Here is a 21,371-nt window from a genome sequence, read left to right on the forward strand (position 1 = left end):
ACTATCAAAACGAGAACTAACTAATTATCGTCCCATTCTTCACTCCTTCTTCATCGGGGTTTAAAAACACCAATTTCCCTTCAGCGTTTTCTGTCATCAAGATCATTCCCTGGCTTTCCACTCCTCGTAATTTACGCGGAGCAAGATTCACCAAAACGGTTACTTTTTTACCAATAATATCTTCAGCCTTAAAGCTCTTTGCAATTCCCGAAACAATAGTTCTCACATCGATTCCGGTATCTACTTTTAAAACCAATAATTTATCTGCCTTTGGCATTTTTGAAGCCTCAACGATCGTCCCAACACGAAGGTCCATCTTCGTAAAATCGTCAAAAGAAGACTCCTCTTTTTGTGGTTCTGCTTTCTTATTTTCTGCTTCGTTAGCTGCTTTCGTCGCTTCCAATTTATCTAGTTGTTGCTGAATTTGTTCATCTTCAATTTTACTGAAAAGCAATTCCGCCTTTCCTATCGTATGTCCTACAGGGATTAGCGTATCATTTATTGAAATATCTTCCCATTTAAGAGCGCCTTCTACTGAAGAAAGGTTCAATATGCTTTTCAACTTCTCTGAAGTGAATGGCAAGAAAGGTTCACTTAAAGTTGCCAATGCTGTAGAGATTTGAAGCGCTACAAACATTACTGTTTTTACTCTTTCCGGATCTGTTTTTACAACTTTCCAAGGCTCTTCATCTGCCAAATATTTATTTCCGAGTCTGGCAAGATTCATCAATTCTCCTTGCGCTTCTCTAAATCTATATCTCTCTACAGAACTTGCAATAACGGCCGGATATGCTTTTACTGCAGCTAAGGTATCATCATCTACTTCTGTAAATTCCCCCGGTGCTGGAATGGTTCCGTCGTAATATTTGTGAGTAAGAACTACCGCTCTATTTATAAAATTTCCAAAAATTGCAACTAGCTCATTATTATTTCTTGCCTGAAAATCTTTCCAGGTAAAATCGTTATCCTTAGTTTCCGGAGCATTGGCGGTAAGGGTATACCTTAACACATCCTGCTGATTTGGAAAATCCTCCAAATATTCATGTAACCAAACTGCCCAATTCTTAGAAGTGGAAAGTTTATTCCCTTCCAAATTCAAGAATTCATTTGCAGGCACGTTTTCAGGAAGAATATAACTTCCTTCCGCTTTCAGCATAATTGGAAAAATAATACAGTGAAACACGATATTATCTTTCCCTATAAAATGCACCATTTTGGTGTCTTCTTTTTTCCAGTAATCTTCCCAGTTCTTTCCTTCCCGTGCTGCCCATTCTTTAGTAGCCGATATGTATCCAATTGGGGCATCAAACCACACATATAGCACTTTCCCATCAGCTCCTTCTACCGGCACAGGAATTCCCCATTCCAAATCTCTGGTTACAGCACGTGCTCGTAAACCTTCATCTACCCAAGATTTTACTTGTCCGTACACATTGGCCTTCCAATCTTTCTTGTGGCCCTTTATCACCCATTCTTTCATGAAATCTTCATACTGATCTAAAGGCAAAAACCAGTGTTTGGTTTCCTTCATCGTTGGCACTGCCCCTGTAATGGCAGACTTAGGATTGATAAGATCTGTAGCATTCAAAGAACTTCCACAACTTTCACACTGATCGCCATAGGCTTCAGGATTGCCACATTTAGGACATGTCCCGGTCACAAAACGATCTGCAAGGAATTGGTTGGCTTCAACATCATACAATTGTTCTGTAGTTTCCTCTATAAATTTCCCATCGTTATATAACTTCTTAAAAAATTCTGAAGCCGTTTCATGATGAATTTTATTGGAGGTACGAGAATAATTATCGAAAGTCACCCCAAAATCTACAAAGGACTTTTTAATAATCCCGTGATATTTATCTATCAATTCTTGCGGTGTAATCCCTTCTTTCTTAGCTTTCATCGGGATAGCAACTCCGTGCTCATCGCTTCCACAAACAAATGCCACATCTTTCCCCTGCATTCTTAAAAAACGGGCGTAAATATCTGCGGGTACGTACACACCTGCCAAATGCCCAATATGTATAGGTCCATTTGTATAAGGTAATGCTGCGGTAATTGTATAACGTTGTGGTGTATTGCTCATTAGCTTTTAAAATTTAATCAATAACCTCGGGATAAACCCACGAGATATCGAATTGAAAATTGTTTTTAATAAATCGAGGGTAAACCTCGGGGATCGATACCCTCTGTGAGGGATTTACGGGCGCAAAGGTAAGCAACTGCTAAATAGTATGCGTTAAATTATTGCAAAAGACCATGCTTAAGTCCTGTGAGAAATGGATTTTAGCCAAAAATATTAGTTATGCGCAAATTTCTCTATTTATCGGCTATCCTACTTGTTGTTGCCTGTAATTCTTCAAAAAAAGCAACTACTCCAAGTTCCAACCAATTATTTGTTGAAGACCTTTTGGATATGAATGCCTTAACTCTTAAAAGCACATTCCCAAATGAAGTGATTTCTGAAGATGTTGGTTTGTTTGAAGAAGGAACCGAAGAACGAGCATATACAGTGATCTCTCCAAATACTCCAGATGAATTGCATATTACCTGGAAAGACAAGGATAGAACTCAAATAGAGGATATTAGGATGGATTCCAACGGAAAATGGAAAAGTAAGTCCACTATTAAAATAGGTTCCACCTACGATGAATTAACCGAAATGAATCAAAAACCCATTTCGTTCTATGGATTTGGATGGGATTATAGTGGCGCAACTTTGTGGAATGATGGAAAATTAGAAAAATCTAATGTACATGTGTTTCTTGCTCCAGAGAAGGAACCTAAAAATAAGTTTTACGGAGATAAAATTGTAACTGCTACTCCCGAAGAAATTAAAGAACTCGATCTTAAAGTAAAAGCGATCTTGTTCAAACCTTAATTCAGAAATTCAAGGTCTATAATATGTTGAAAAATAGTACATTTAAGTCATTATTCTTTCCCTACGAAATAATCAAGACAATAAATGGCATTTCACAACGAACTCGGGAAAAAGGGAGAGGATCTGGCAGTTTCATATCTTTTGAAACAGGGCTATCAAATACTTACCAGAAATTTTCGATATCAAAAAGCTGAAGTAGATATTATCGCCAGAAAAGAGGATGTTTTAGCAATTATTGAAGTAAAAACCCGAAGCACTCCAGACTTTGGAAATCCACAGGATTTTGTAAAAGGCAAACAAATTCAAAATCTTGTAAAAGCAGTTGACTTCTATGTCACCGAACACGAACTAGAAGTAGATGTTCGATTCGATATTATAGCCATCATCAAAAATCAGGCTGGCACCAAAATAGAGCATTTGGAGAATGCTTTTTTGTATTTCTAAATAACATTTTTTTTGCTCCTTCCCTATTTCATTAGGGAAGGTGGCGTTCCGTAGGAATGTCGGAAGGGTAAAACCACAATTATGAATAAAAAAATTCACAATAGAAAGTATCTGGAACCCTATAGAAAAGAGCTTAGAAAAAATCTCACCTCCGCTGAAGCATTTCTTTGGAAACAATTACAACAACGCAAATTAGAGGGAAGAAAATTTAGAAGACAACATAGTATCCAGAATTTTTTGCAGATTTTTACTGCCCTGAAGAAAGATTAATTATTGAACTTGACGGACAAGTGCATTTCAATCCAACAGCTAAGAAAAAGGATGAAAACCGAACTAAGATATTAGAAGAATTAGGTTTTAGAGTAATTAGATTTGAAAATAAAATGGTGTTCGATAATTTAGACTCTGTACTACAGGAAATTAAAGATAATTTTAAATAACTGACCACCCCGCTCTTCGAGCACCCCTCCTAAAAATAGGTGGGAGCAAAAAAAAAATTAAACCTTCGCCTCTTCCTCCACTTTCACTCTAAAATCCAAAGGCTCTAATACTTTCAAAGCTCTATCTATAGAGGTTATCTTTTCGAATGTCAATAACAAACGCAAACCGGCTCTGGTTTGTTTCTCTTTCATAGTGCAAGTATGCGAATGGGTTTGCACATATTGTAACACCTTTGTAAAGGTCGGAGTTTGATAAAATTTCGATTGCTGATCTGAAAGAAAATACCCAATAAATTTCCCATGTTTTAGGATCACTTTTTCCAAACCAATATGTGACGAAATCCATTTAATTCGAACACTATTCAATAAATCTATCGCCTGTATTGGCAATTCCCCAAAACGATCTTCGAGATCGGCTTCAAATTTTTGAAGCTCCTCTTCGGTTTTGATATTATTGAGTTGCGTATACAAATTCAGCCTTTCAGTAATATTATTGATATAATCATCCGGAAAGAGCAGCTCAAAATCGGTGTCTATTTGGGTGTCTTTTACATACACCTTATCTTCAATATCCTCGGTATCTTCATAAAGATCCTTGAATTCATTTTCTTTTAATTCTTCAATCGCTTCATTTAAGATTTTCTGATAGGTATCGAATCCAATTTCATTCATAAACCCAGATTGCTCCCCTCCTAAAAGATCTCCTGCTCCTCGAATTTCTAAATCCTTCATCGCAATGTTGATTCCGCTACCCAATTCTGAAAATTGTTCTAAGGCAGTGATTCGCTTTCTGGCATCATCCGTCATCGCAGAATATGGCGGAGTAATAAAGTAACAAAATGCTTTTTTATTGCTACGCCCTACTCTTCCTCGCATTTGGTGCAGATCTGAAAGTCCGAAGTTATTGGCGTTATTAATAAAGATCGTATTGGCATTGGTTACATCGAGTCCGCTCTCGATAATAGTGGTCGAAACCAATACATCGAATTCCCCATTCATAAAACTTAACATCAACTTTTCGAGTTTTTTTCCTTCCATTTGTCCGTGTCCAACTCCAACTTTAGCATCCGGCACCAAGCGCTGAATCATTCCGGCAACTTCTTTAATATTTTCAATTCTATTATGAATGAAAAACACCTGTCCTCCTCGCTGAATTTCATAAGAAATAGCATCTCGAATAGTTTCTTCTCCAAATCGAATTACATTCGTCTCGATAGGATACCTGTTTGGCGGTGGCGTGGTGATAGTAGAAAGATCCCTTGCTGCCATCAAACTAAATTGAAGCGTGCGCGGAATTGGCGTTGCAGTCAACGTCAGCGTATCCACATTTTCTTTGATGGTCTTCAATTTATCTTTTACGGCAACTCCAAATTTTTGCTCTTCATCTACAATCAACAAGCCCAAATCTTTAAATTTTACGGCTTTGTTTACTAATTGATGCGTACCAATAATAATATCTACTTTTCCTTTTTCAAGATCTTCGAGTGTTTCTCTGCGCTCTTTGGCAGTTCTAAATCTGTTCAAGTAGTCTACCGTTACAGGAAAATCCTTTAAGCGCTCTGTAAAAGTTTTATGATGCTGAAATGCCAAAATAGTAGTTGGTACTAAAACCGCTACTTGTTTGCCATTATCTACAGCCTTAAAAGCAGCTCGAATGGCCACTTCGGTTTTCCCAAATCCAACATCTCCACACACCAATCTATCCATTGGCCGCAGACTTTCCATATCCGCTTTCACATCTGCAGTTGCGGTGCTTTGGTCTGGTGTATCTTCATATAAAAACGACGCTTCCAGTTCTAATTGCAAATACGAATCCGGACCATATTGAAAACCTTCCTGAGTTCTACGTTTTGCATATAATTCGATTAGATTATAGGCGATATGTTTAACTCTGGCCTTGGTTTTCTGCTTTAAATTCTTCCAGGCATTGCTCCCAAGTTTATAAATCTTTGGTGGCTTGCCATCCTTCCCGTTGAATTTGGAAATTTTATGTAAGGAATGAATGCTGAGATATAAAATATCACGCTCGCCATAAAATAGTTTAATGGCCTCCTGCATTTTACCTTCAACATCTATTTTTTGAAGTCCGCCAAACTTTCCTATTCCGTGATCTATATGGGTTACATAATCTCCCACTTCCAAATTTGTTAGCTCTTTAATAGTGATGGCCTGCTTTTTCGCATACCCGTTTTTTAGATGAAATTTATGATAGCGCTCAAAAATTTGATGATCTGTATAACAAACCATTTTAGCATCCGGATCTATAAAGCCTTGATACATCGAAAGCACCACGGTATGATATTTTACTTGGCGCTCCTGATCCTCAAAAATATCATGAAAACGCTTTGCCTGCTGCTCGCTTACACAAAAGATATAATTGGTATATCCCGCTTCCTGATTCTCGATCAGGTTATCTATTAAAAGTTCGAATTGCTTATTGAAAGAAGGTTGAGGCTTGGTATGAAATTCTATTACTTCGGAAGTTTCTATAGCACTTGATTTCTTGCGAAGATTTGAATTATTTCCTAAATCCACCATCTTAAATTCCTCTAGTTGCTTTGTAAGCAAGCCCGAAGTGCAAAATAATTCCTCTGGAGTGTTATATTTTATGTCTTCTGAAAGTTTACCGAAAGCTTCCTCTGCTTTTTCGAAAAGCTTATCCATAGCTCCTGCCAACAATTCCTGATTTTTTATAAAAACCACTGTTTTAGAAGAGACATATTTTAAAAAGCTTTCCCGAACCTCATCCAAACGCTTGTGCTCTACATTTGGCATCACCGAGATTTTCTTCACTTTGTCTTTAGAAAGTTGTGTTTCCACATCAAAACTCCGGATACTATCTACCTCATCTCCAAAAAATTCGATTCTATAAGGCTCATCATTACTGAAAGAAAAAACATCTATAATCCCACCTCTTACCGAAAATTCTCCCGGTTCTGTTACAAAATCTACTCTTTTGAATTTATATTCGAAGAGTACTTCGTTTACAAAATCCAGTGAAAGATGATCTGAAACTGCAATTTTTAAAGTGCTTTTCTCCAATTCTTTTCTGGTAACCACCTTTTCGAACAAGGCATCCGGATAGGTAACAATAAGTGCCGGCTTCTTTCTGGAATTTATTCTATTAAGAACTTCTGCTCTTAATAGTACATTAGCATTGTCTGTTTCCTCAAGTTCATAAGGCCTGCGATAACTCCCAGGATAAAAAAGCACATTTTTATCACCCATCAATTGCTCGAGATCGTTCAAATAGTAGGCAGCTTCCTCCTTATCGTTAAAAATCAGTAAAAATGGGTGCTCAGCTTCTTCAAAAGCATTCGAAATCACGTAAGACAATGCAGATCCCATCAGACCTTTTAATTGAATTTTCGAATTGATTTTTTCAGAAGAGGCAATAAAACCCCCAAGTTTCTGCTGCTGCAGAGACTTTGCAAATGTTTGGGCAATAGTAGATTTACTCATTGGCGCAAAGATAATCGCTCCCTAGTTCCCTCACAAAAGTTTAATAATTATTTGTAACCTGTTTCCTTAAAATAATCCAATTTTAAAAACGCTTTAGATGTTAAATTCAGCCCAAAACCGAGGGATTCAAGATAAAACCAAAGCATTTTCAGTAATTTCCGAAGCGTTTAAAATTTAGGATATGGCAAAGTTTGAAGAATTCGATGTTTTAGTAATAGGTACCGGTACAGCGGGGAAAAAAGTAGCTACGGCTTGTGTTAAAGAAGGCTGGAAAGTGGCCATTGCAGACCATCGTGAATTTGGCGGAACTTGCTCTCAAAGGGGTTGCGATCCTAAAAAAGTCCTTTTAGGACTTACGGAGATTATGGACCGAGCTCATAAAATGAAAGGCATAGGAATCACAAAAATGCCAGAATTCAGTTGGCCGGATCTTATGGCGTTTAAAGAGACTTTTGTAGATGCAGTTCCTGCGAAAACGGAAAAGGACTTTAAAAGATTGGGAGTTACTATGTATCACCAATCCCCTAAATTTTTGGACGAAAACACTCTTTCTGTAGAAGGAAAAACCATTATTGCTAAAAAAATTGTGATTGCCACAGGGCAAAAACCTATGGAATTAAAAATCCCCGGGAGAGCATGCTTTAATAAGTGATGATTTTTTAAACCTTCCGAAACTACCGGAAAGTATGATTTTTATCGGCGCGGGTTATATAGGAATGGAGTTCGCTCACATGGCTGCCCGACTTGGAGTGAAAGTTACAATGATGGATGTAGCCTCCAGACCACTTACAAATTTTGATGAAGACATGGTAGGTTATCTTGTAACAGCTTCAGAAAAATTAGGAATAAATTTCATTTTTAATGCTGAGGTTTCAGAAATTGAAAAGCTTAGAAAAAACTTTAGAGTTACTGCAATTAAGGATGGAAAAGAGATTTCTGCAAAAGCTGAACTTGTATTTAATACGGCCGGAAGAGTTCCATCTATAGAAGATCTTGATATTGAAAAAGGAAATGTTTCTTTCAGCAAAAAAGGAGTTTCAGTAAATAAAACTCTTCAGAATACCACCAATAAAAATGTATATGCTTGTGGCGATGTTTCAGATAGCACAGGCCTTCCCTTAACGCCGCTTTCTTCGCAAGAAGCCTTAATTGTAATCGCGAATCTTTTGAACCCTGAAAAACCTAAGGAAGTAAACTTCCCACCTCAGCCTTCGGTGGTATTTACACTTCCAAATCTGGCTTCTGTAGGGCTTTCAGAAAAAGAAGCGAAAGAAAAAGGCTATGAGTATAGGTTAGAACATAAGTTAGTGCCTCAATGGTTTAATGCTAAAAGGGTAAACACCGAAGAATATGCGTATAAAACTTTAGTAGATAAAAAAACAAATTTGGTTTTAGGAGCTCATTTAGTGGGGCCGGAAGCTTCAGAAATTATCAACATGTTCGTAATGGCGATGTGTGGGAAATTAACTTGTAAAGAATTAAAGACAATGATCTATGCGTATCCCACTTGGGGAAGTGATATAAAGGGAATGGTTTAGAGAGGTTTCCCATTTACCAATTTATACATCGGGTTAGTTTTTCTGTTTAAAAAGCCATGATAAGCGATGTTTAAAAACAATAAGATTGCTGCAGCCATAGCAACATAGGCCACATTTGGTATGGCTTCTATATTTTTAAAATAAATTCCAACAAAAGCCCAAACCCCAACCAGGGCAAATTCTCGCATATTTCGAGTATAGATCATTAGGAGATTGATTATTACAGCAACAACGATCATGATGTTTGCCCATAAGACTTCATTTAATCCCCAACCATCCCATTTATAATTTACAAGAACAGAAGAGATGTTTGCTATTGTGGCTACAGTGATCCATCCAGAATACAAACAAATGGGCCACCAAAAGTAAGCGATGGTTTTAAATGGCGCATCCCAGCGTTCCATATTATTAATCAGAATTAATTTTATGAGACTAAATAGAATTATAAGCATTAAAATCACCGATAGAAAAGCGTATTCATATAACCAAACTACAACCCATAATGCATTAGCGACATTCGCTATAATAAACCATGGCCCTGTTTTGAAATTCAATCCATCGTCATCATCGCCTATAAAAGTTTTATATAATTGATGTCCTGCCATTACTATTAGGCCAATATAAATAACACCCCAAATGCTAAATGTGAATCCTGAAGGAGTGAACAGGGTGTCGTTTTCCAGACTAAGTTTTCTAATTGTATTGTTATTGAGTTCTAAAATTTGAGAGAAATAGCTCATCATTATTGCAAATAGAACCGACAATAGATTTAATACAGCGTTATTTCCGTTCATTTTAATGAGTAAGTGTTAATGAACTAAAATTACTTCTTTTTTAGTAATTGCATAAATCGAGTCCCCTTCTTTGGGAGAAATCCAAAAATTTCCGGTGAATTCACCAAAAGCCGGCATTATTAATTGTTTTTTATTCCGGTAAAAACAACGCAATTTTACTACCTGCCGCCCAACACCTCTCAATTTAAAACCCGGATGTAGGTGTCCGCAAATATTATAGTAAGCTTCTCGTTCTTCAGGATGATGTGTTAATAAAATTTTGCTATGAGTTATTTCAGAAAAAATTTTAATCCCCAATGCTTCATATTTTAATTCTGAAATAATATCGTGGTTTCCGGCTACTAAAACAATTGAAGCATCTATGTTGGCTACCCAATCTGCGAATAAATCCCATTCCGCATTCAACGAACTATGAAAAAGATCGCCCATAAAACAAATAGTTTTAGGACTGAAATATTCGGAGATTTCCGTAAGCCGAATAAAATTTTCTGCAATCGCCTTATAAGGCACAGCGCTTCCAAATTTTCTGAAATGCGAAATCTTACCCAAATGCACATCGCTAATCAGCAGCATTTGCTGCTCCTCCCATAACATCGCACCGCTTGGATGCAAAACAAAATGCTGATTGGCTAATTGGATCTTTTCTAACACGCTGCAAATTTAACCTCATAGAGGCAGATTTTCTCGAAGCTAATAATAAAATTTTAATTTATTTCTCGAGAGATTTTAGCATTTTACGAATGCGGTCCTCTACTTTTTCTGAAGACAACTTTTCCCGTAACCTATCTGTAATTATAGGAAATGAAAATGGTGTTGGTTTTTTGCAGGCTTTCCAGATAATGTTTTGATGTGAGATTCGCTCTAGCGCCAATCGCAATCTGCCTTCTTCTAACTGATGCTCGAATGTTTCTCTAAATGCTTGTTGAAATAAAAGATTATCTGCTTCATAATCTCTAAAAACACTAAAGAGCAACTGAGAATTCGATTGTAAATGCTTTGTTTTTATCAGCTTATTAGGATAGCCTGTAAATACCATTCCTGCAATTACCGCGATATCTCTAAATTTTCTACGAGCCATTTCTGTAGCGTTTAAACTTTTGTAGAGATCGTCCATAAGAAATTCTGAAGAAAATAGATTATTATCTAACACCTGTTGCATATCGATCTCTTGATCTGAAAGTAATTCGAAGCCATAATCGTTGAAGGCCAAGGTAAAACTGATAGGCAATAATAAACTGATTCTATAGGCCAATAAACTTCCTAGGGCTTCGTGTACAAACCTACCTTCAAAGGGATAAAAAATAGCATGATAGCCTTCTCTTGTTTTAAAGGTTTCAATTAAAAAATCCTCACTTTTTGGGATGATGGATTCCTTTAACTGTCTTTTAAAAATAGGCTTTAAAGCCTTTAATTCCGGGGCAGAACTTTTACTTTTCTTTCCATTAAGCAAAGTTACAGATTCAGGATTCTCATCCATAAAGGCAGCAGCTTCGTACATTTCTTCTCTTAAAAGCTCACTCATTTGTGCCGAAAAAGCCATTCTTCCTCCTTGCCAACTTGGAACACGCGACGTCTTACTTTTTGAAGATTTCACGATCACTTGCATATTTTTTATACGGACTAATTCCAGATTTCTGCCAGCAAATGTAAACACATCACCCGGTTTCAATTTAGAAATAAACCATTCTTCTATACTTCCAATAAAACCACCTTTCATATATTTTACGGTAAGCACGGCGTCGCTTACAATGGTTCCAATTTGCAACCGATGGCGCATTGCCACACCACGATCATTCACCTTAAATTTTCCGTCTTCTTCAATTTCTACTTTTTTATACTCATCGTACGCCTGCAGACTCTGGCTTCCTTTCGTAATAAAATTTAGTACCCATATCCATTCGTCCTCGGTGATTCCTTGAAAACAAAAAGTGTTTTTTATTTCAGGAAAAATTTCAGCAGGGAAAAAACCATTAGATACTGCCAAGGTTGTTAAGTATTGTACCAAGACATCAAAACTTAATAAATAAGGAATTCTATCTTCTACCACCGTTTTATTCACGGCTTTTTGGAGCGCGGCAGCTTCTATAAGTTCTATTGCATGCGTAGGCAAAAAATAGATCACACTTTCTTTCCCGGGCTGATGTCCGCTTCGCCCTGCCCGCTGAATAAATCTCGCCACTCCTTTAGGGCCTCCTATCTGAATGATCGTTTCCACCGGAGCAAAATCTACTCCCAAATCTAAACTGGAAGTACACACTACTGCTTTTAAAGATTCGTTTCTAATTGCTTGCTCTACCCAAAGTCTTGTTTCTTTATTGATACTGCCATGATGCATCGCAACATCTCCGGCAAATTCCGGGTATTTCTCCATTAATTTCTGAAACCACAACTCGCATTGCGAGCGTGTATTCGTGAAAATTAAAGTGGTTTTAGAGTTGTTTATAATTGGAACAACCTCCGCAATTAAGTGTAAACCTAAATGCCCGCGCCATGGAAATTTTTCCATTTTTTCAGGAATTATAGATCGTACAGAGATTTTCTTATCTAAATCGGCTCTTATTAATTCTGAATTTTTAAAAGCTTCAGAAGTTGGTCCTAACAAAACTTCTCGAGCTTGTTGAAGATTTCCTATGGTCGCTGAAATTCCCCAAATCTTTAATTTTTTTGAAATCGTTTTCAGTCGAGATAAACCCAGTTCTACTTGCACTCCACGTTTTGTTCCTAACAATTCATGCCATTCGTCTATTACAATCGCATTTAGGTCTTTAAAGGTCTTATCGTAATTTTTTGATGCCAATAGCAATTGTAAACTCTCCGGAGTTGTGATCAATAAATCCGGCATCATTCTTTTTTGTGCAGCTCGTTCTTTTTGGGAAGTATCTCCAGTTCTAATTCCAACAGTTAATTGAGTGCCCTTTTCTTCAGCAAATCTTCTTGCAGATTGTTCTATTTCTACTGAAAGTGCTCGAAGTGGCGTGATCCAGATCGCTTTTAATCCTTTTTTATGTTTGGTTTTATAATCCGGGTTTTTCTTGATGTATTCTAAAACAATTGGCACCCACAAGGCGTAGGTTTTACCGCTTCCAGTTGGAGCGTTTAAAAGTCCGTTTTTATTTTGTAGGTAATTTTTCCAGGTATCTTTCTGAAATTTAAAAGGTTTCCAGCCTTGTTCAGAAAACCATTGGTTTGCCAGTTTTATAGATTCTGCTCTGTTCACTTAAATGAAAAAGGATTTTATATTTACCAGAAGAAGATATTTCATTTTATTTCAAAAAAACAGAAATTTAAGTTAAGTTATCGCCCCAATTTAAAGTTATTGAGATCTATATCGTCTACCCCAATATTATCAAAAGGATATTCTAATTGATTTTGAATATTATATAGAGAAATTAGCACGAACTGAGTTATTAAAACTATAAAATAGGCAACCCAATCTGCATCATTTAAGCCTAAATTAAATATGATGGTTGGCGCATAAATAAGAGGAAATATATAAATGAATATTTCGCAATAAGCCATTAAACTAATGGGCGTCCTATGAATATGGATAGCGTGTAAATTCTCTATAGATTCGTGAGTATCTTTCATAAATTTAAAAACTCTGTCTCTTAGCTTATATGGGACAAGGTTTTCCTGATTTGAAACAAAATCATACACTTGATGTACAATTTCGTCCAATCCTTTAATATCATCGTTTTTTTTTCGATAAGTGCTCCAGAGTTCTACTATTAATTTCGATTAGCATTCGTTCAACCTCAGCTTTTCTTTCATCGTCTACTTCTTCATTACTTAAAATATAATATTTAACCGTTTTTAAAGAACTCAAAAATTTGCTTAAATGCTCTAAAGCCTTCTCTCTTCTTTTGAAAGAGCCTCGAATAGTAAACACTAAAGGAAAAATAATCGCGATACTTAGCAAAGTTAGGTCTACATTAAAGTTAATCTTAAACCTAAAAGAAATATACGTTATCGCCGAAGAAAGCAATAACGTAAGGAAGGTTCTGTAATTTATTATGGATAAATACTTTCTAATAACTTGATTTTTAATATCTTAGATAAAGATACATTTATTATGGGTAAATTTACTATCCTCAGTATTTTGCTCCCCACAATTTTCTTTATCACTACTTCTAATGCGCAAGAATCGGAAGATGATTTGCCTAAGGTTCCGTCTGCTTTATTTATAAATAATGAAGTGATGCATATTTCCCTTAAGTATTCCAATAAAGAGATCAAAAAGAACACAAACGATTCTACTTTTATAACCACCTTTTTAAAATTTAAGGAAAACGAAGAGCCTTGGGATTCTTTAGAAGTACGCTTGCGAAGAAGAGGAAATTTTAGATTGAATAACTGCTATTTTGCTCCTATAAAAGTGAAAATAAAAAAGAAAGAAGCAAAGAAAACGCTGTTTGAAGGACACAAAAATCTAAAATTGGTACTGCCCTGTCTATTGCAAAGAGATTCCAACGACAATATCATTAAAGAGTACTTGGCCTATAAATTATATGAAATTGTTTCTCCGTATCACTTTAAGACCAAATTAGTGCATTTTAGTTACGAGGAGATTAAAGGGAAACATCTAAAACCCCATGAAATTTTTGGGTTTTTAGTTGAAGATGACAAGAATGTGGCAAAAAGGATGGGAGGAAAAGTATTAGATATTAAAACCCACCCATTAAATCAGATGCCTTTAGAGTGTGTTAGAAATTCATTTTTTCAATACATGATTGGGAATACCGATTATTCCACCGCCTACCAACATAACACGAAATTGATCTTTTTAGAAAATAAAATTATTCCCATTCCCTTCGATTTTGATATGTGTGGGATGGTGAATACAAGCTACGCAACGGTTTCTCAAATTAACAACCAGCAATTAGCTATTACAAATGTGAAAGAACGAATGTACAGAGGCTTTAAAAGAGATCCCAAACTTTTTGATGAAGTGCGATTAGAGTTTTTAGAGAATAGAACTGCTATTTTAGAAGCTATAATGCAACATGAATTATTATTCGAAAATAAATCTGAATTTGTCTCTACCATGGAATATATAGAGGAGTTTTTTGAAGTCTTGCTTAATGATAGAAAATTCGAAAGAGAAATAGTTAGTAAGGTGCGGACAAATTAAACCCATTAAGGTATTAGTGCTTTTAAATCTTCCAATGTGTTAGCATCTTCTATTTTTTTATCCTGCCGCCATCTTAGAATTCTGGGGAATCTTGTGGCAACACCACTTTTGTGCCTTTTGGATGCTGCAATCCCTTCAAAAGCAATTTCAAATACATGATGCGGAGTTACACTTCTTACCGGCCCAAAACGTTCGAGTGTATTTCTTTTAATCCACGCATCTACTTTTCTAAATTCAGCATCTGTGAGCCCGGAGTATGCTTTCGCAAAAGTGACCAATTCCTGTTTTTCTTCATCCCATAATCCAAAAGTGTAATCTGTAAATAAATTAGAACGACGCCCGTGACCACGCATTGCATAGGTAAGCACCGCATCTATAGTTAACGGATCTACTTTCCATTTCCACCAATCGCCCTTCTTTCTTCCAACCAAATATGGGGAATCCAATTTTTTCAGCATTAAGCCTTCAGATTTTTCTTCTCTAGACCGCTCTCTTTCGGCAGCCACTTCCTCCCAAGAGTTGAAAGAAATACTTTTTGAAAGCTGAAGCGGAATATTTTCAGAAGAAATATCAGCAACAAATTCCTCCAGAATTTTGCGCCGATTCTTAAAAGGTTCGGTTCGAATATCTTCCCCTTGCCACTCCAAAAGATCATACACTTTTAAAATTACCGGAGTTTTTTCCAGCAAGGCTTTGGAAACTGTTTTTCTACCAATTCTGGTTTGAAGATCGTTGAAAGTGCCAATTTCCCCATTTGGAAGAGGTAAGATTTCCCCATCCATCACCGTTCCGTCTGGGACTACATTAATAAAATCCTGAAATTCCGGATATTTATCGGTTACCAATTCCTCTCCCCGACTCCACACAAATAATTGCCCATTTCGAACAATCACCTGAGATCGAATCCCATCCCACTTATGCTCTGCACTCCAATCCTTCACATCTCCCAATTCCATCACTTCATTTTCTAAGGCATACGCAAGGTAAAAGGGATAAGGTTTGGAGAGATAATCTTCTTCGTTCTCCTCTAAAACAAGCTGTGTAAAAGAGATCTTGGAAGGTTCCCAGTTCCCCATTAATTTATAAGCAAGAATGTCTTCATCTATATCAGTGGCTTTAGAGAGGGCTCGGGTCATTAACTTTTGGCTCACGCCAATTCTAAAACTTCCCGTAATTAATTTACTGAATACGAAACGTTCGTAATAATTGAGCTCCAACCAATTCTCATGCAAATATTCCTTTTTCTCCATATCTGTTAACTTCTTCAATTTTATAATCTCCTGAAGAAATTTATTCAGACTTTTATCCGATGAGGAGTCGGATGCCGGTATTATCAAAGCAATCGTTTCTGCAAGATCCCCAACGATATGGTAGGATTCTTCGAAAAGCCAAAGAGGAATATTTGCCAGTTCTGTAGCCCATTCTCTTAGTAGTGTAGTATTTACAGGCCTAGGTGGTCTTCTATGTGAAAGAATGGCGATAGCCCATACCTTATCTTTATCTGGAGCAATTTCAAAATAATGGGTTAGCGCAGCTACTTTAAGCGTCGTTTTATTGGTGCTATCCAGTGTTCTTATTAATTCTGCGAAAAGTTTCATAGGTTCTCAGCTGTTTTCTCTGTACGTTCCAGATCCTTTTCTACCTCGCTCTTACCTTCTAATTCTCCTAGTTCTCCTTCGTATTGAGTTTCTTCTGTTCTGGCATCATATCCTTTTTCCCTTAAATACCGAGAGAAAATATCTGTATACCCATGGGTGCAAATCACTTTTTCGCAACCCGTTCCTTCAATGGCCTGCAACAGTCCTTGCCAATCACAGTGGTCTGAGAGCACAAAGCCCTTATCTATGGCTCTTCGCCTTCTTGCCCCTCTAAAAGTCATCCAGCCACTTGCAGATGCGGTTACATATGGCACCATTTTCCGAATCCACGGAGTTCCGTGAGCACTTGGTGGCGCTAAAACCATACTTCCTTTTAGCTCTTCTTTTTTGGTGTCTCTTGTAATTCTAATTGTTTCAGGCATATCTAGCTGTGGCCTTAAAACTTCTGTCATATTTTCGATAGCTCCATGGGTATAGATCTTTCCAATACTTGGGTCTAAGTACTTCAACAAACGTTGCGCTTTTCCCAAAGAATATCCAAACAGAATTGAAGTTCTTCCATCTTCCCTATTTTGCTGCCACCAATTATTTACATCTGTCATTACTTGATCTTGGGGAATCCATTTAAAAGCCGGCAATCCAAAGGTGCATTCAGTAATAAAAGAGTGGCATTTTACAGATTCATAAGGAACTGCAACGCCATCATCTTCCATTTTATAATCTCCAGTGAATACCCAAACTTCCCCTTTGTATTCCACCCTAATTTGAGAGGAACCAATAATGTGTCCGGCAGGATGAAGCGAGAATTTTACACCATTAATTGTAAAAGTTTCATTCCACTCCTTTCCTGTAACCACTATCTCACCTAGACGATGTCTTATAATCGGCACATTAGAATGGTGCGTTATATATTTTTTATGACCCCATCTAGAATGATCTGCGTGCCCATGTGATATAATGGCATGGTCTACCGGCTTCCAAGGATCTAAATAAACCTTTGCTTGTTCGCAGTAAATCCCTTTATCATTAAAGACCAATAATGGTGCATTCATAAATAATTCTTTTCTTTTTGCTGAAGGAAGTTAAGGTTTTTGTGTTTTTTAATAAAGCGATTAAGAAAAGATTAGTGAATGTGGAACTTGGCAATAATTATGCGATTATTTGATTTCACAAACGTATAGGTTTAGCTATATTTGTCCTATTAAATTACACAACATATGTCATTTGTAGATTTGTTTGGCTCGGGAGAGCATTTACGCAATTTAGGTCATTTTGCAGCTATTGTTAATCTTGCAACTGTAGATGGAGACATCAATGCTGAAGAAGAAGTTCAGCTTCAACGTTTTGCCAGAAAATTAGATATTGGGGAATCTGAATATAATAAAGTATTAGAAAATCCTAGTGCATTTCCTATTCAACCGCCAAACACTGTAGAAAGAAGGTTAGAGAGACTTCACGATTTATTCGTAATTATTTTTGCAGATCATATTATAGATGATGAAGAAGCAGAGCTTATTCAAAAATATGCTATTGGACTTGGATTTTCAAGTGAAACTTCAAAAGCCATTATCAAAAGATCTATAGACATCTTTAGTGGGCACTTAAGTTTTGAAGATTACCGATATTTATTGAATAAAGAGTAGACTAGCGGTCTTTCGCAGTCATAAATTCTTCAGCTTTTTCCACCATTTTTGTACTTCCGCAAAAGAATGGAACTCGCTGATGCAATTCTGTAGGCTTTAAATCCAATATTCTACCAAAACCATCGCTAGCTTTTCCTCCGGCTTGTTCTACTATGAACGCCATTGGGTTACATTCATATAACAACCTTAATTTCCCGGAAGAATTCTGGGAACTTTTTGGGTAGATAAAAATTCCCCCTTTTATCATATTTCTATGAATATCACTCACCATAGAACCTATATATCTTGAAGTGTACGGGCCTTCTGGTTTTTCCTCTTGACAGTATTTAATATAATCTTTCACTCCTTGCGGGAAATGAATATAATTCCCTTCATTTATAGAGTAAATTCTTCCGGTCTCAGGAAATTTCATGTTGGGGTGTGATAGATACCAAGAACCAAGTGCCGGATTCAAAGTAAAGCCATTTACTCCATTTCCAGTGGTATAAACCAACATGGTAGAAGTTCCATAAATTATATAACCTGCAGCAACTTGCTTATTTCCCGGCTGTAAAAAATCGTCTTTCGTAACCGGAGTTCCCACTGGAGTAACTCTTCTATAAATCGAGAAAATAGTTCCAACAGAAACATTTACATCTATATTAGAACTCCCATCCAAAGGATCCATAAGAACCACATATTTATTCTGGTGATCCTTATTATGACCTTCAATAGTAATAAAATCGTCATTTTCTTCGGAAGCGATCCCACAAACAATTTCTCTATTTGTAAGCGTCTTTATAAATGTGTCGTTAGCATACACATCCAGTTTTTGCTGATCTTCTCCTTGAATATTAGTCTCACCGTATGCACCAATAATATCTACCAATCCGGCTTTATTCACCTCATGGTTTACCACTTTTGCAGCAAGACGAATAGAGTTAATCAATCTGGATAGCTCCCCGGAGGAATAAGCAAAATCCTCTTGATTCTCTATAATGAATTCACCTAAAGTCTGATTTTTCTTGGACATTTTAATGGGATAAGATTAAGTTGCGGCAAAAATATTCAAAATATATAAGGTACTATAACGTTTTCGTCTTTTAAATATTTGTAAGTTCCTTATTTTTGAAACAATTAACATCCTTATGAAATTTACAATCCGAAAAGCTGAAAAGAAAGATCTCTCTCAAATTCTAGAATTAATTCAGGAATTAGCAACCTTTGAGAAAGAGCCTGATGCTGTAGAAATAAATGTGCAAGACCTTGAAAAAGCAGGTTTTGGAACCGATGCATTTTATACTTGTTTTGTTGCTGAAGTAAATAACAAAATTGAAGGAATGGCTTTAGTCTACTTTAGATTCTCCACCTGGAAAGGAAAAACAGTGCATTTAGAAGATCTTGTAGTACGCCAGGAAATGCGAGGTACTGGTTTGGGAAGTGCACTATATAAAAAGGTAATCGCCTATTCTTTGGAGCAAGGTGTAAAACGAGCAGAATGGGTAGTTCTAGATTGGAATACTCCTGCTGTTGAATTTTATGAGCGTAGTGGCGCAAAGGTTCTAAGAGATTGGGATACGGTACAAATGGATGAAAATGCTATGAAATCTTATTTAGAGAGATAAGTTGATTCCTGCCCTATTTTCAACATAGCTACCATATATAAGAATGGTTTGCTAAATTTGTGAAAAAGCAAGCATTATGGATTATACAATTAGAGAAGCACAAAAAAAATGATATGCCACAGGTTCTTGAACTCATCAAAGAACTTGCAGCTCACGAAAATGCATCTAATCAGGTAGAAATTGAAGTTAGCGATCTGGAAAAAGAAGGTTTCGAGAATGGAAATTTTAAATGTTTTGTAGCCGATGTTGAAGGAAAACTACAGGGAATGGCGCTTGTTTATTTTAGATTTTCTACATGGAAAGGTCGTACTGTACATCTAGAAGATCTTATTGTTAGAAAAGAGATGCGTGGTACTGGACTTGGCGGTGCTTTATACAAAAGAGTGGTTCAATATGGCCATAATAATGGCGTTAAACGTGTAGAATGGGTGGTTTCTGAAGGCAATAAAAACGCCATCGAATTCTACGAAAACTCCGGAGCCGACATCAAGAAAAATTGGTACACCGTGCATATGGACGAAACCGGGATTCAGAAAAATATCGAAAAATAAGAATGGAGATATTTAAATTTGGTGGGGCTTCAGTAAAAGATGCAGCTTCAGTAAAAAATGTTTTAAAAGTTTTAAGACAAACCGGAGATCAAAATAAGGTGATCGTCATTTCGGCAATGGGAAAAATGACCAATGCTTTTGAAGTAGTGATCAAAGATTATTTGAGTAATCCAAAAGCAATTCCCGAAAGTCTTCCAGAAATTAGATCCTATCATCTTGAAATAATTAACGGATTATTCCAGTCCAAGCAAGCATCGGTATATAAAAAACTTGAAGTGTTTTTTGAAGAAATTCAGAACTTTATGGTGCATAACAAATCTACTAAGTATGATTTTGTGTACGACCAACTTGTTTGTTTTGGGGAATTAATTTCTTCTACAATTGTAAGTGAATTTTTTACTCAGGAAGGCATTAAGCACACATGGATAGATGCCAGAACCCTTATAAAAACCGATAATATTTATCGAGATGCATCTGTAAATTGGGTAGAAACACAAAATAGAATTTCAAAAAAAGCTTAAAAAAAGGTCATCTATATCTTACTCAAGGTTTTATAGCTGCAGACACCAATAATTTCACCACGACTTTAGGAAGAGAAGGAAGTGATTATACAGCTGCCATTTTTGCTTATTGCTTAAATGCGGAAAAAGTTGTGATTTGGAAGGATGTTCCCGGAGTGCTAAATGCCGATCCACGAGTTTTTGAAAACCCCCAGCTTTTACATCAAATATCTTATGAAGAAGCTATAGAATTGGCATTTTATGGAGCTTCGGTAATTCACCCAAAAACGCTTCAGCCATTACAACGCAAGGAAATTCCATTATTCGTTAAATCATTTATAGATCCTTCCGGAAATGGTACCGCTGTGAGTAAAGGACAAGCCCTAATTCCCGCAATTCCTTGTTTTATAGTTAAGAAAGAGCAGGTACTTATTTCGCTATCCTCATTAGATTTCTCTTTTATGGTAGAAGAAAATATCAGCGAGATCTTTAAGCTGTTTCATTTGTATCAGATAAAAGTAGACCTCATCCAAAATTCTGCGATTAGTTTTGCGGTTTGTGTAGATAATAAGTTTAATACGCTCGAGAAGCTTATTCAGCATTTAAAAGCGAGATACAAAGTGAGTTTTACAACCGGTGTTTCCCTATATACCATTCGGCACTTTGATGATGGCGCGATAAAATCCCTAGAAAAAGATAAAAAGGTATTGCTAAAACAAGTAATGCAAAACACCGTTCAAATAGTAACAGAGGCATAACTTAAGCCAAACGGTGAATACCTTATC

At 36.5% G+C, this 21,371-nt stretch carries 17 protein-coding genes and 2 pseudogenes; 10 read left to right on the forward strand and 9 right to left on the reverse strand.

Going from position 1 to position 21,371, the window contains the following annotated elements; all coding sequences use genetic code 11:
• Nucleotides 1-16: 16 nt before the first annotated feature.
• Nucleotides 17-2,086: a methionine--tRNA ligase gene (metG, locus tag ON07_RS00400; RefSeq protein ID WP_010227293.1), complete on the reverse strand. Its 2,070-nt coding sequence runs from the start codon at nucleotides 2,084-2,086 to the stop codon at nucleotides 17-19.
• Nucleotides 2,087-2,305: 219 nt separating this feature from the next.
• Here metG and ON07_RS00405 point away from each other — a divergent pair, with 219 nt between their 5' ends.
• The 3 genes and pseudogenes from ON07_RS00405 to ON07_RS13975 all read left to right on the forward strand — a co-directional run bounded on the left by ON07_RS00405 (nucleotide 2,306) and on the right by ON07_RS13975 (nucleotide 3,765).
• A complete protein-coding gene (locus ON07_RS00405) occupies nucleotides 2,306-2,881 on the forward strand; it encodes a hypothetical protein (RefSeq protein WP_010227294.1) in 576 nt (191 codons plus the stop codon).
• 84 nt (nucleotides 2,882-2,965) lie between these two features.
• Complete coding sequence (locus ON07_RS00410; protein ID WP_010227295.1) at nucleotides 2,966-3,325, forward strand: YraN family protein; 360 nt, start codon at nucleotides 2,966-2,968, stop codon at nucleotides 3,323-3,325.
• Between the two features lie 81 nt (nucleotides 3,326-3,406).
• A pseudogene (locus ON07_RS13975) lies at nucleotides 3,407-3,765 on the forward strand (endonuclease domain-containing protein).
• A 57-nt stretch (nucleotides 3,766-3,822) separates the two neighbouring features.
• Here ON07_RS13975 and mfd read toward each other — a convergent pair.
• Entirely contained in the window at nucleotides 3,823-7,227 is a 3,405-nt protein-coding gene (gene mfd / locus ON07_RS00420; protein WP_010227296.1) for a transcription-repair coupling factor, read from the reverse strand.
• A gap of 181 nt (nucleotides 7,228-7,408) precedes the next feature.
• Between mfd and ON07_RS17530 the strand changes: the two genes are divergently transcribed.
• On the forward strand, nucleotides 7,409-7,879 hold the full coding sequence (locus tag ON07_RS17530) for an FAD-dependent oxidoreductase (protein ID WP_316928049.1): 471 nt from the start codon (nucleotides 7,409-7,411) through the stop codon (nucleotides 7,877-7,879).
• A gap of 34 nt (nucleotides 7,880-7,913) precedes the next feature.
• A complete protein-coding gene (locus ON07_RS17535) occupies nucleotides 7,914-8,765 on the forward strand; it encodes an NAD(P)/FAD-dependent oxidoreductase (RefSeq protein WP_316928050.1) in 852 nt (283 codons plus the stop codon).
• Here the strand turns inward: ON07_RS17535 and ON07_RS00430 are convergent.
• The 4 genes from ON07_RS00430 to ON07_RS16780 all read right to left on the reverse strand — a co-directional run bounded on the left by ON07_RS00430 (nucleotide 8,762) and on the right by ON07_RS16780 (nucleotide 13,147).
• Nucleotides 8,762-9,559, reverse strand: coding sequence for a hypothetical protein (locus tag ON07_RS00430; RefSeq protein ID WP_010227297.1), 798 nt, complete (start codon nucleotides 9,557-9,559; stop codon nucleotides 8,762-8,764). The two genes, ON07_RS17535 and ON07_RS00430, sit on opposite strands and share 4 nt — an antisense overlap.
• A gap of 15 nt (nucleotides 9,560-9,574) precedes the next feature.
• Entirely contained in the window at nucleotides 9,575-10,210 is a 636-nt protein-coding gene (pdeM, locus tag ON07_RS00435; RefSeq protein ID WP_010227299.1) for a ligase-associated DNA damage response endonuclease PdeM, read from the reverse strand.
• 58 nt (nucleotides 10,211-10,268) lie between these two features.
• Nucleotides 10,269-12,776 carry a ligase-associated DNA damage response DEXH box helicase gene (locus ON07_RS00440; RefSeq protein WP_010227301.1) on the reverse strand — a complete coding sequence of 836 codons (2,508 nt, stop codon included), beginning with the start codon at nucleotides 12,774-12,776 and terminating at the stop codon, nucleotides 10,269-10,271.
• A gap of 77 nt (nucleotides 12,777-12,853) precedes the next feature.
• Nucleotides 12,854-13,147, reverse strand: coding sequence for a hypothetical protein (locus tag ON07_RS16780; protein ID WP_237708809.1), 294 nt, complete (start codon nucleotides 13,145-13,147; stop codon nucleotides 12,854-12,856).
• Nucleotides 13,148-13,631: 484 nt separating this feature from the next.
• On the opposite strand from ON07_RS16780, the gene ON07_RS00450 reads away from it, so the two are divergent.
• On the forward strand, nucleotides 13,632-14,690 hold the full coding sequence (locus tag ON07_RS00450; RefSeq protein WP_237708810.1) for a hypothetical protein: 1,059 nt from the start codon (nucleotides 13,632-13,634) through the stop codon (nucleotides 14,688-14,690).
• 5 nt (nucleotides 14,691-14,695) lie between these two features.
• Here the strand turns inward: ON07_RS00450 and ON07_RS00455 are convergent, their stop codons facing one another.
• Nucleotides 14,696-16,288, reverse strand: a complete 1,593-nt coding sequence (locus ON07_RS00455; RefSeq protein WP_010227305.1) for an ATP-dependent DNA ligase — start codon at nucleotides 16,286-16,288, stop codon at nucleotides 14,696-14,698.
• Nucleotides 16,285-17,340, reverse strand: a complete 1,056-nt coding sequence (locus ON07_RS00460; RefSeq protein ID WP_010227306.1) for a ligase-associated DNA damage response exonuclease — start codon at nucleotides 17,338-17,340, stop codon at nucleotides 16,285-16,287. Before ON07_RS00460 ends, ON07_RS00455 begins: the two co-directional genes overlap by 4 nt.
• A gap of 165 nt (nucleotides 17,341-17,505) precedes the next feature.
• Between ON07_RS00460 and ON07_RS00465 the strand changes: the two genes are divergently transcribed.
• Nucleotides 17,506-17,931, forward strand: coding sequence for a tellurite resistance TerB family protein (locus ON07_RS00465; protein WP_010227308.1), 426 nt, complete (start codon nucleotides 17,506-17,508; stop codon nucleotides 17,929-17,931).
• Nucleotide 17,932: 1 nt separating this feature from the next.
• On the opposite strand, the gene fbp is transcribed toward ON07_RS00465, so the two are convergent.
• Nucleotides 17,933-18,943: a class 1 fructose-bisphosphatase gene (fbp, locus tag ON07_RS00470; protein WP_010227309.1), complete on the reverse strand. Its 1,011-nt coding sequence runs from the start codon at nucleotides 18,941-18,943 to the stop codon at nucleotides 17,933-17,935.
• Nucleotides 18,944-19,058: 115 nt separating this feature from the next.
• On the opposite strand from fbp, the gene ON07_RS00475 reads away from it, so the two are divergent.
• The 3 genes and pseudogenes from ON07_RS00475 (at nucleotide 19,059) to ON07_RS13990 (ending at nucleotide 21,344) form a co-directional block, all read left to right on the forward strand.
• Complete coding sequence (locus tag ON07_RS00475) at nucleotides 19,059-19,535, forward strand: GNAT family N-acetyltransferase (protein WP_010227310.1); 477 nt, start codon at nucleotides 19,059-19,061, stop codon at nucleotides 19,533-19,535.
• Nucleotides 19,536-19,648: 113 nt separating this feature from the next.
• Nucleotides 19,649-20,086 carry a GNAT family N-acetyltransferase gene (locus tag ON07_RS00480; protein WP_050915827.1) on the forward strand — a complete coding sequence of 146 codons (438 nt, stop codon included), beginning with the start codon at nucleotides 19,649-19,651 and terminating at the stop codon, nucleotides 20,084-20,086.
• Between the two features lie 2 nt (nucleotides 20,087-20,088).
• A pseudogene (locus ON07_RS13990) lies at nucleotides 20,089-21,344 on the forward strand (aspartate kinase).
• Nucleotides 21,345-21,371: the final 27 nt, after the last annotated feature.

The sequence above is a fragment of the Gillisia marina genome (genome assembly GCF_000258765.1).
Taxonomy (GTDB): Bacteria; Bacteroidota; Bacteroidia; order Flavobacteriales; family Flavobacteriaceae; genus Gillisia; species Gillisia marina.

Coding starts and splice junctions, on each gene's coding strand:
- ON07_RS00430 (WP_010227297.1), bottom strand. CDS start 9,559: ATGAACGGAAATAACGCTGTATTAAATCTATTGTCGGTTCTATTTGCA.
- ON07_RS00450 (WP_237708810.1), top strand. CDS start 13,632: ATGGGTAAATTTACTATCCTCAGTATTTTGCTCCCCACAATTTTCTTT.
- ON07_RS17530 (WP_316928049.1), top strand. CDS start 7,409: ATGGCAAAGTTTGAAGAATTCGATGTTTTAGTAATAGGTACCGGTACA.
- ON07_RS00480 (WP_050915827.1), top strand. CDS start 19,649: ATGCCACAGGTTCTTGAACTCATCAAAGAACTTGCAGCTCACGAAAAT.
- ON07_RS00410 (WP_010227295.1), top strand. CDS start 2,966: ATGGCATTTCACAACGAACTCGGGAAAAAGGGAGAGGATCTGGCAGTT.
- mfd (WP_010227296.1), bottom strand. CDS start 7,227: ATGAGTAAATCTACTATTGCCCAAACATTTGCAAAGTCTCTGCAGCAG.
- fbp (WP_010227309.1), bottom strand. CDS start 18,943: ATGTCCAAGAAAAATCAGACTTTAGGTGAATTCATTATAGAGAATCAA.
- ON07_RS00405 (WP_010227294.1), top strand. CDS start 2,306: ATGCGCAAATTTCTCTATTTATCGGCTATCCTACTTGTTGTTGCCTGT.
- ON07_RS16780 (WP_237708809.1), bottom strand. CDS start 13,147: ATGAAAGATACTCACGAATCTATAGAGAATTTACACGCTATCCATATT.
- ON07_RS00465 (WP_010227308.1), top strand. CDS start 17,506: ATGTCATTTGTAGATTTGTTTGGCTCGGGAGAGCATTTACGCAATTTA.
- ON07_RS00475 (WP_010227310.1), top strand. CDS start 19,059: ATGAAATTTACAATCCGAAAAGCTGAAAAGAAAGATCTCTCTCAAATT.
- ON07_RS17535 (WP_316928050.1), top strand. CDS start 7,914: ATGATTTTTATCGGCGCGGGTTATATAGGAATGGAGTTCGCTCACATG.
- metG (WP_010227293.1), bottom strand. CDS start 2,086: ATGAGCAATACACCACAACGTTATACAATTACCGCAGCATTACCTTAT.
- ON07_RS00460 (WP_010227306.1), bottom strand. CDS start 17,340: ATGAATGCACCATTATTGGTCTTTAATGATAAAGGGATTTACTGCGAA.
- ON07_RS00455 (WP_010227305.1), bottom strand. CDS start 16,288: ATGAAACTTTTCGCAGAATTAATAAGAACACTGGATAGCACCAATAAA.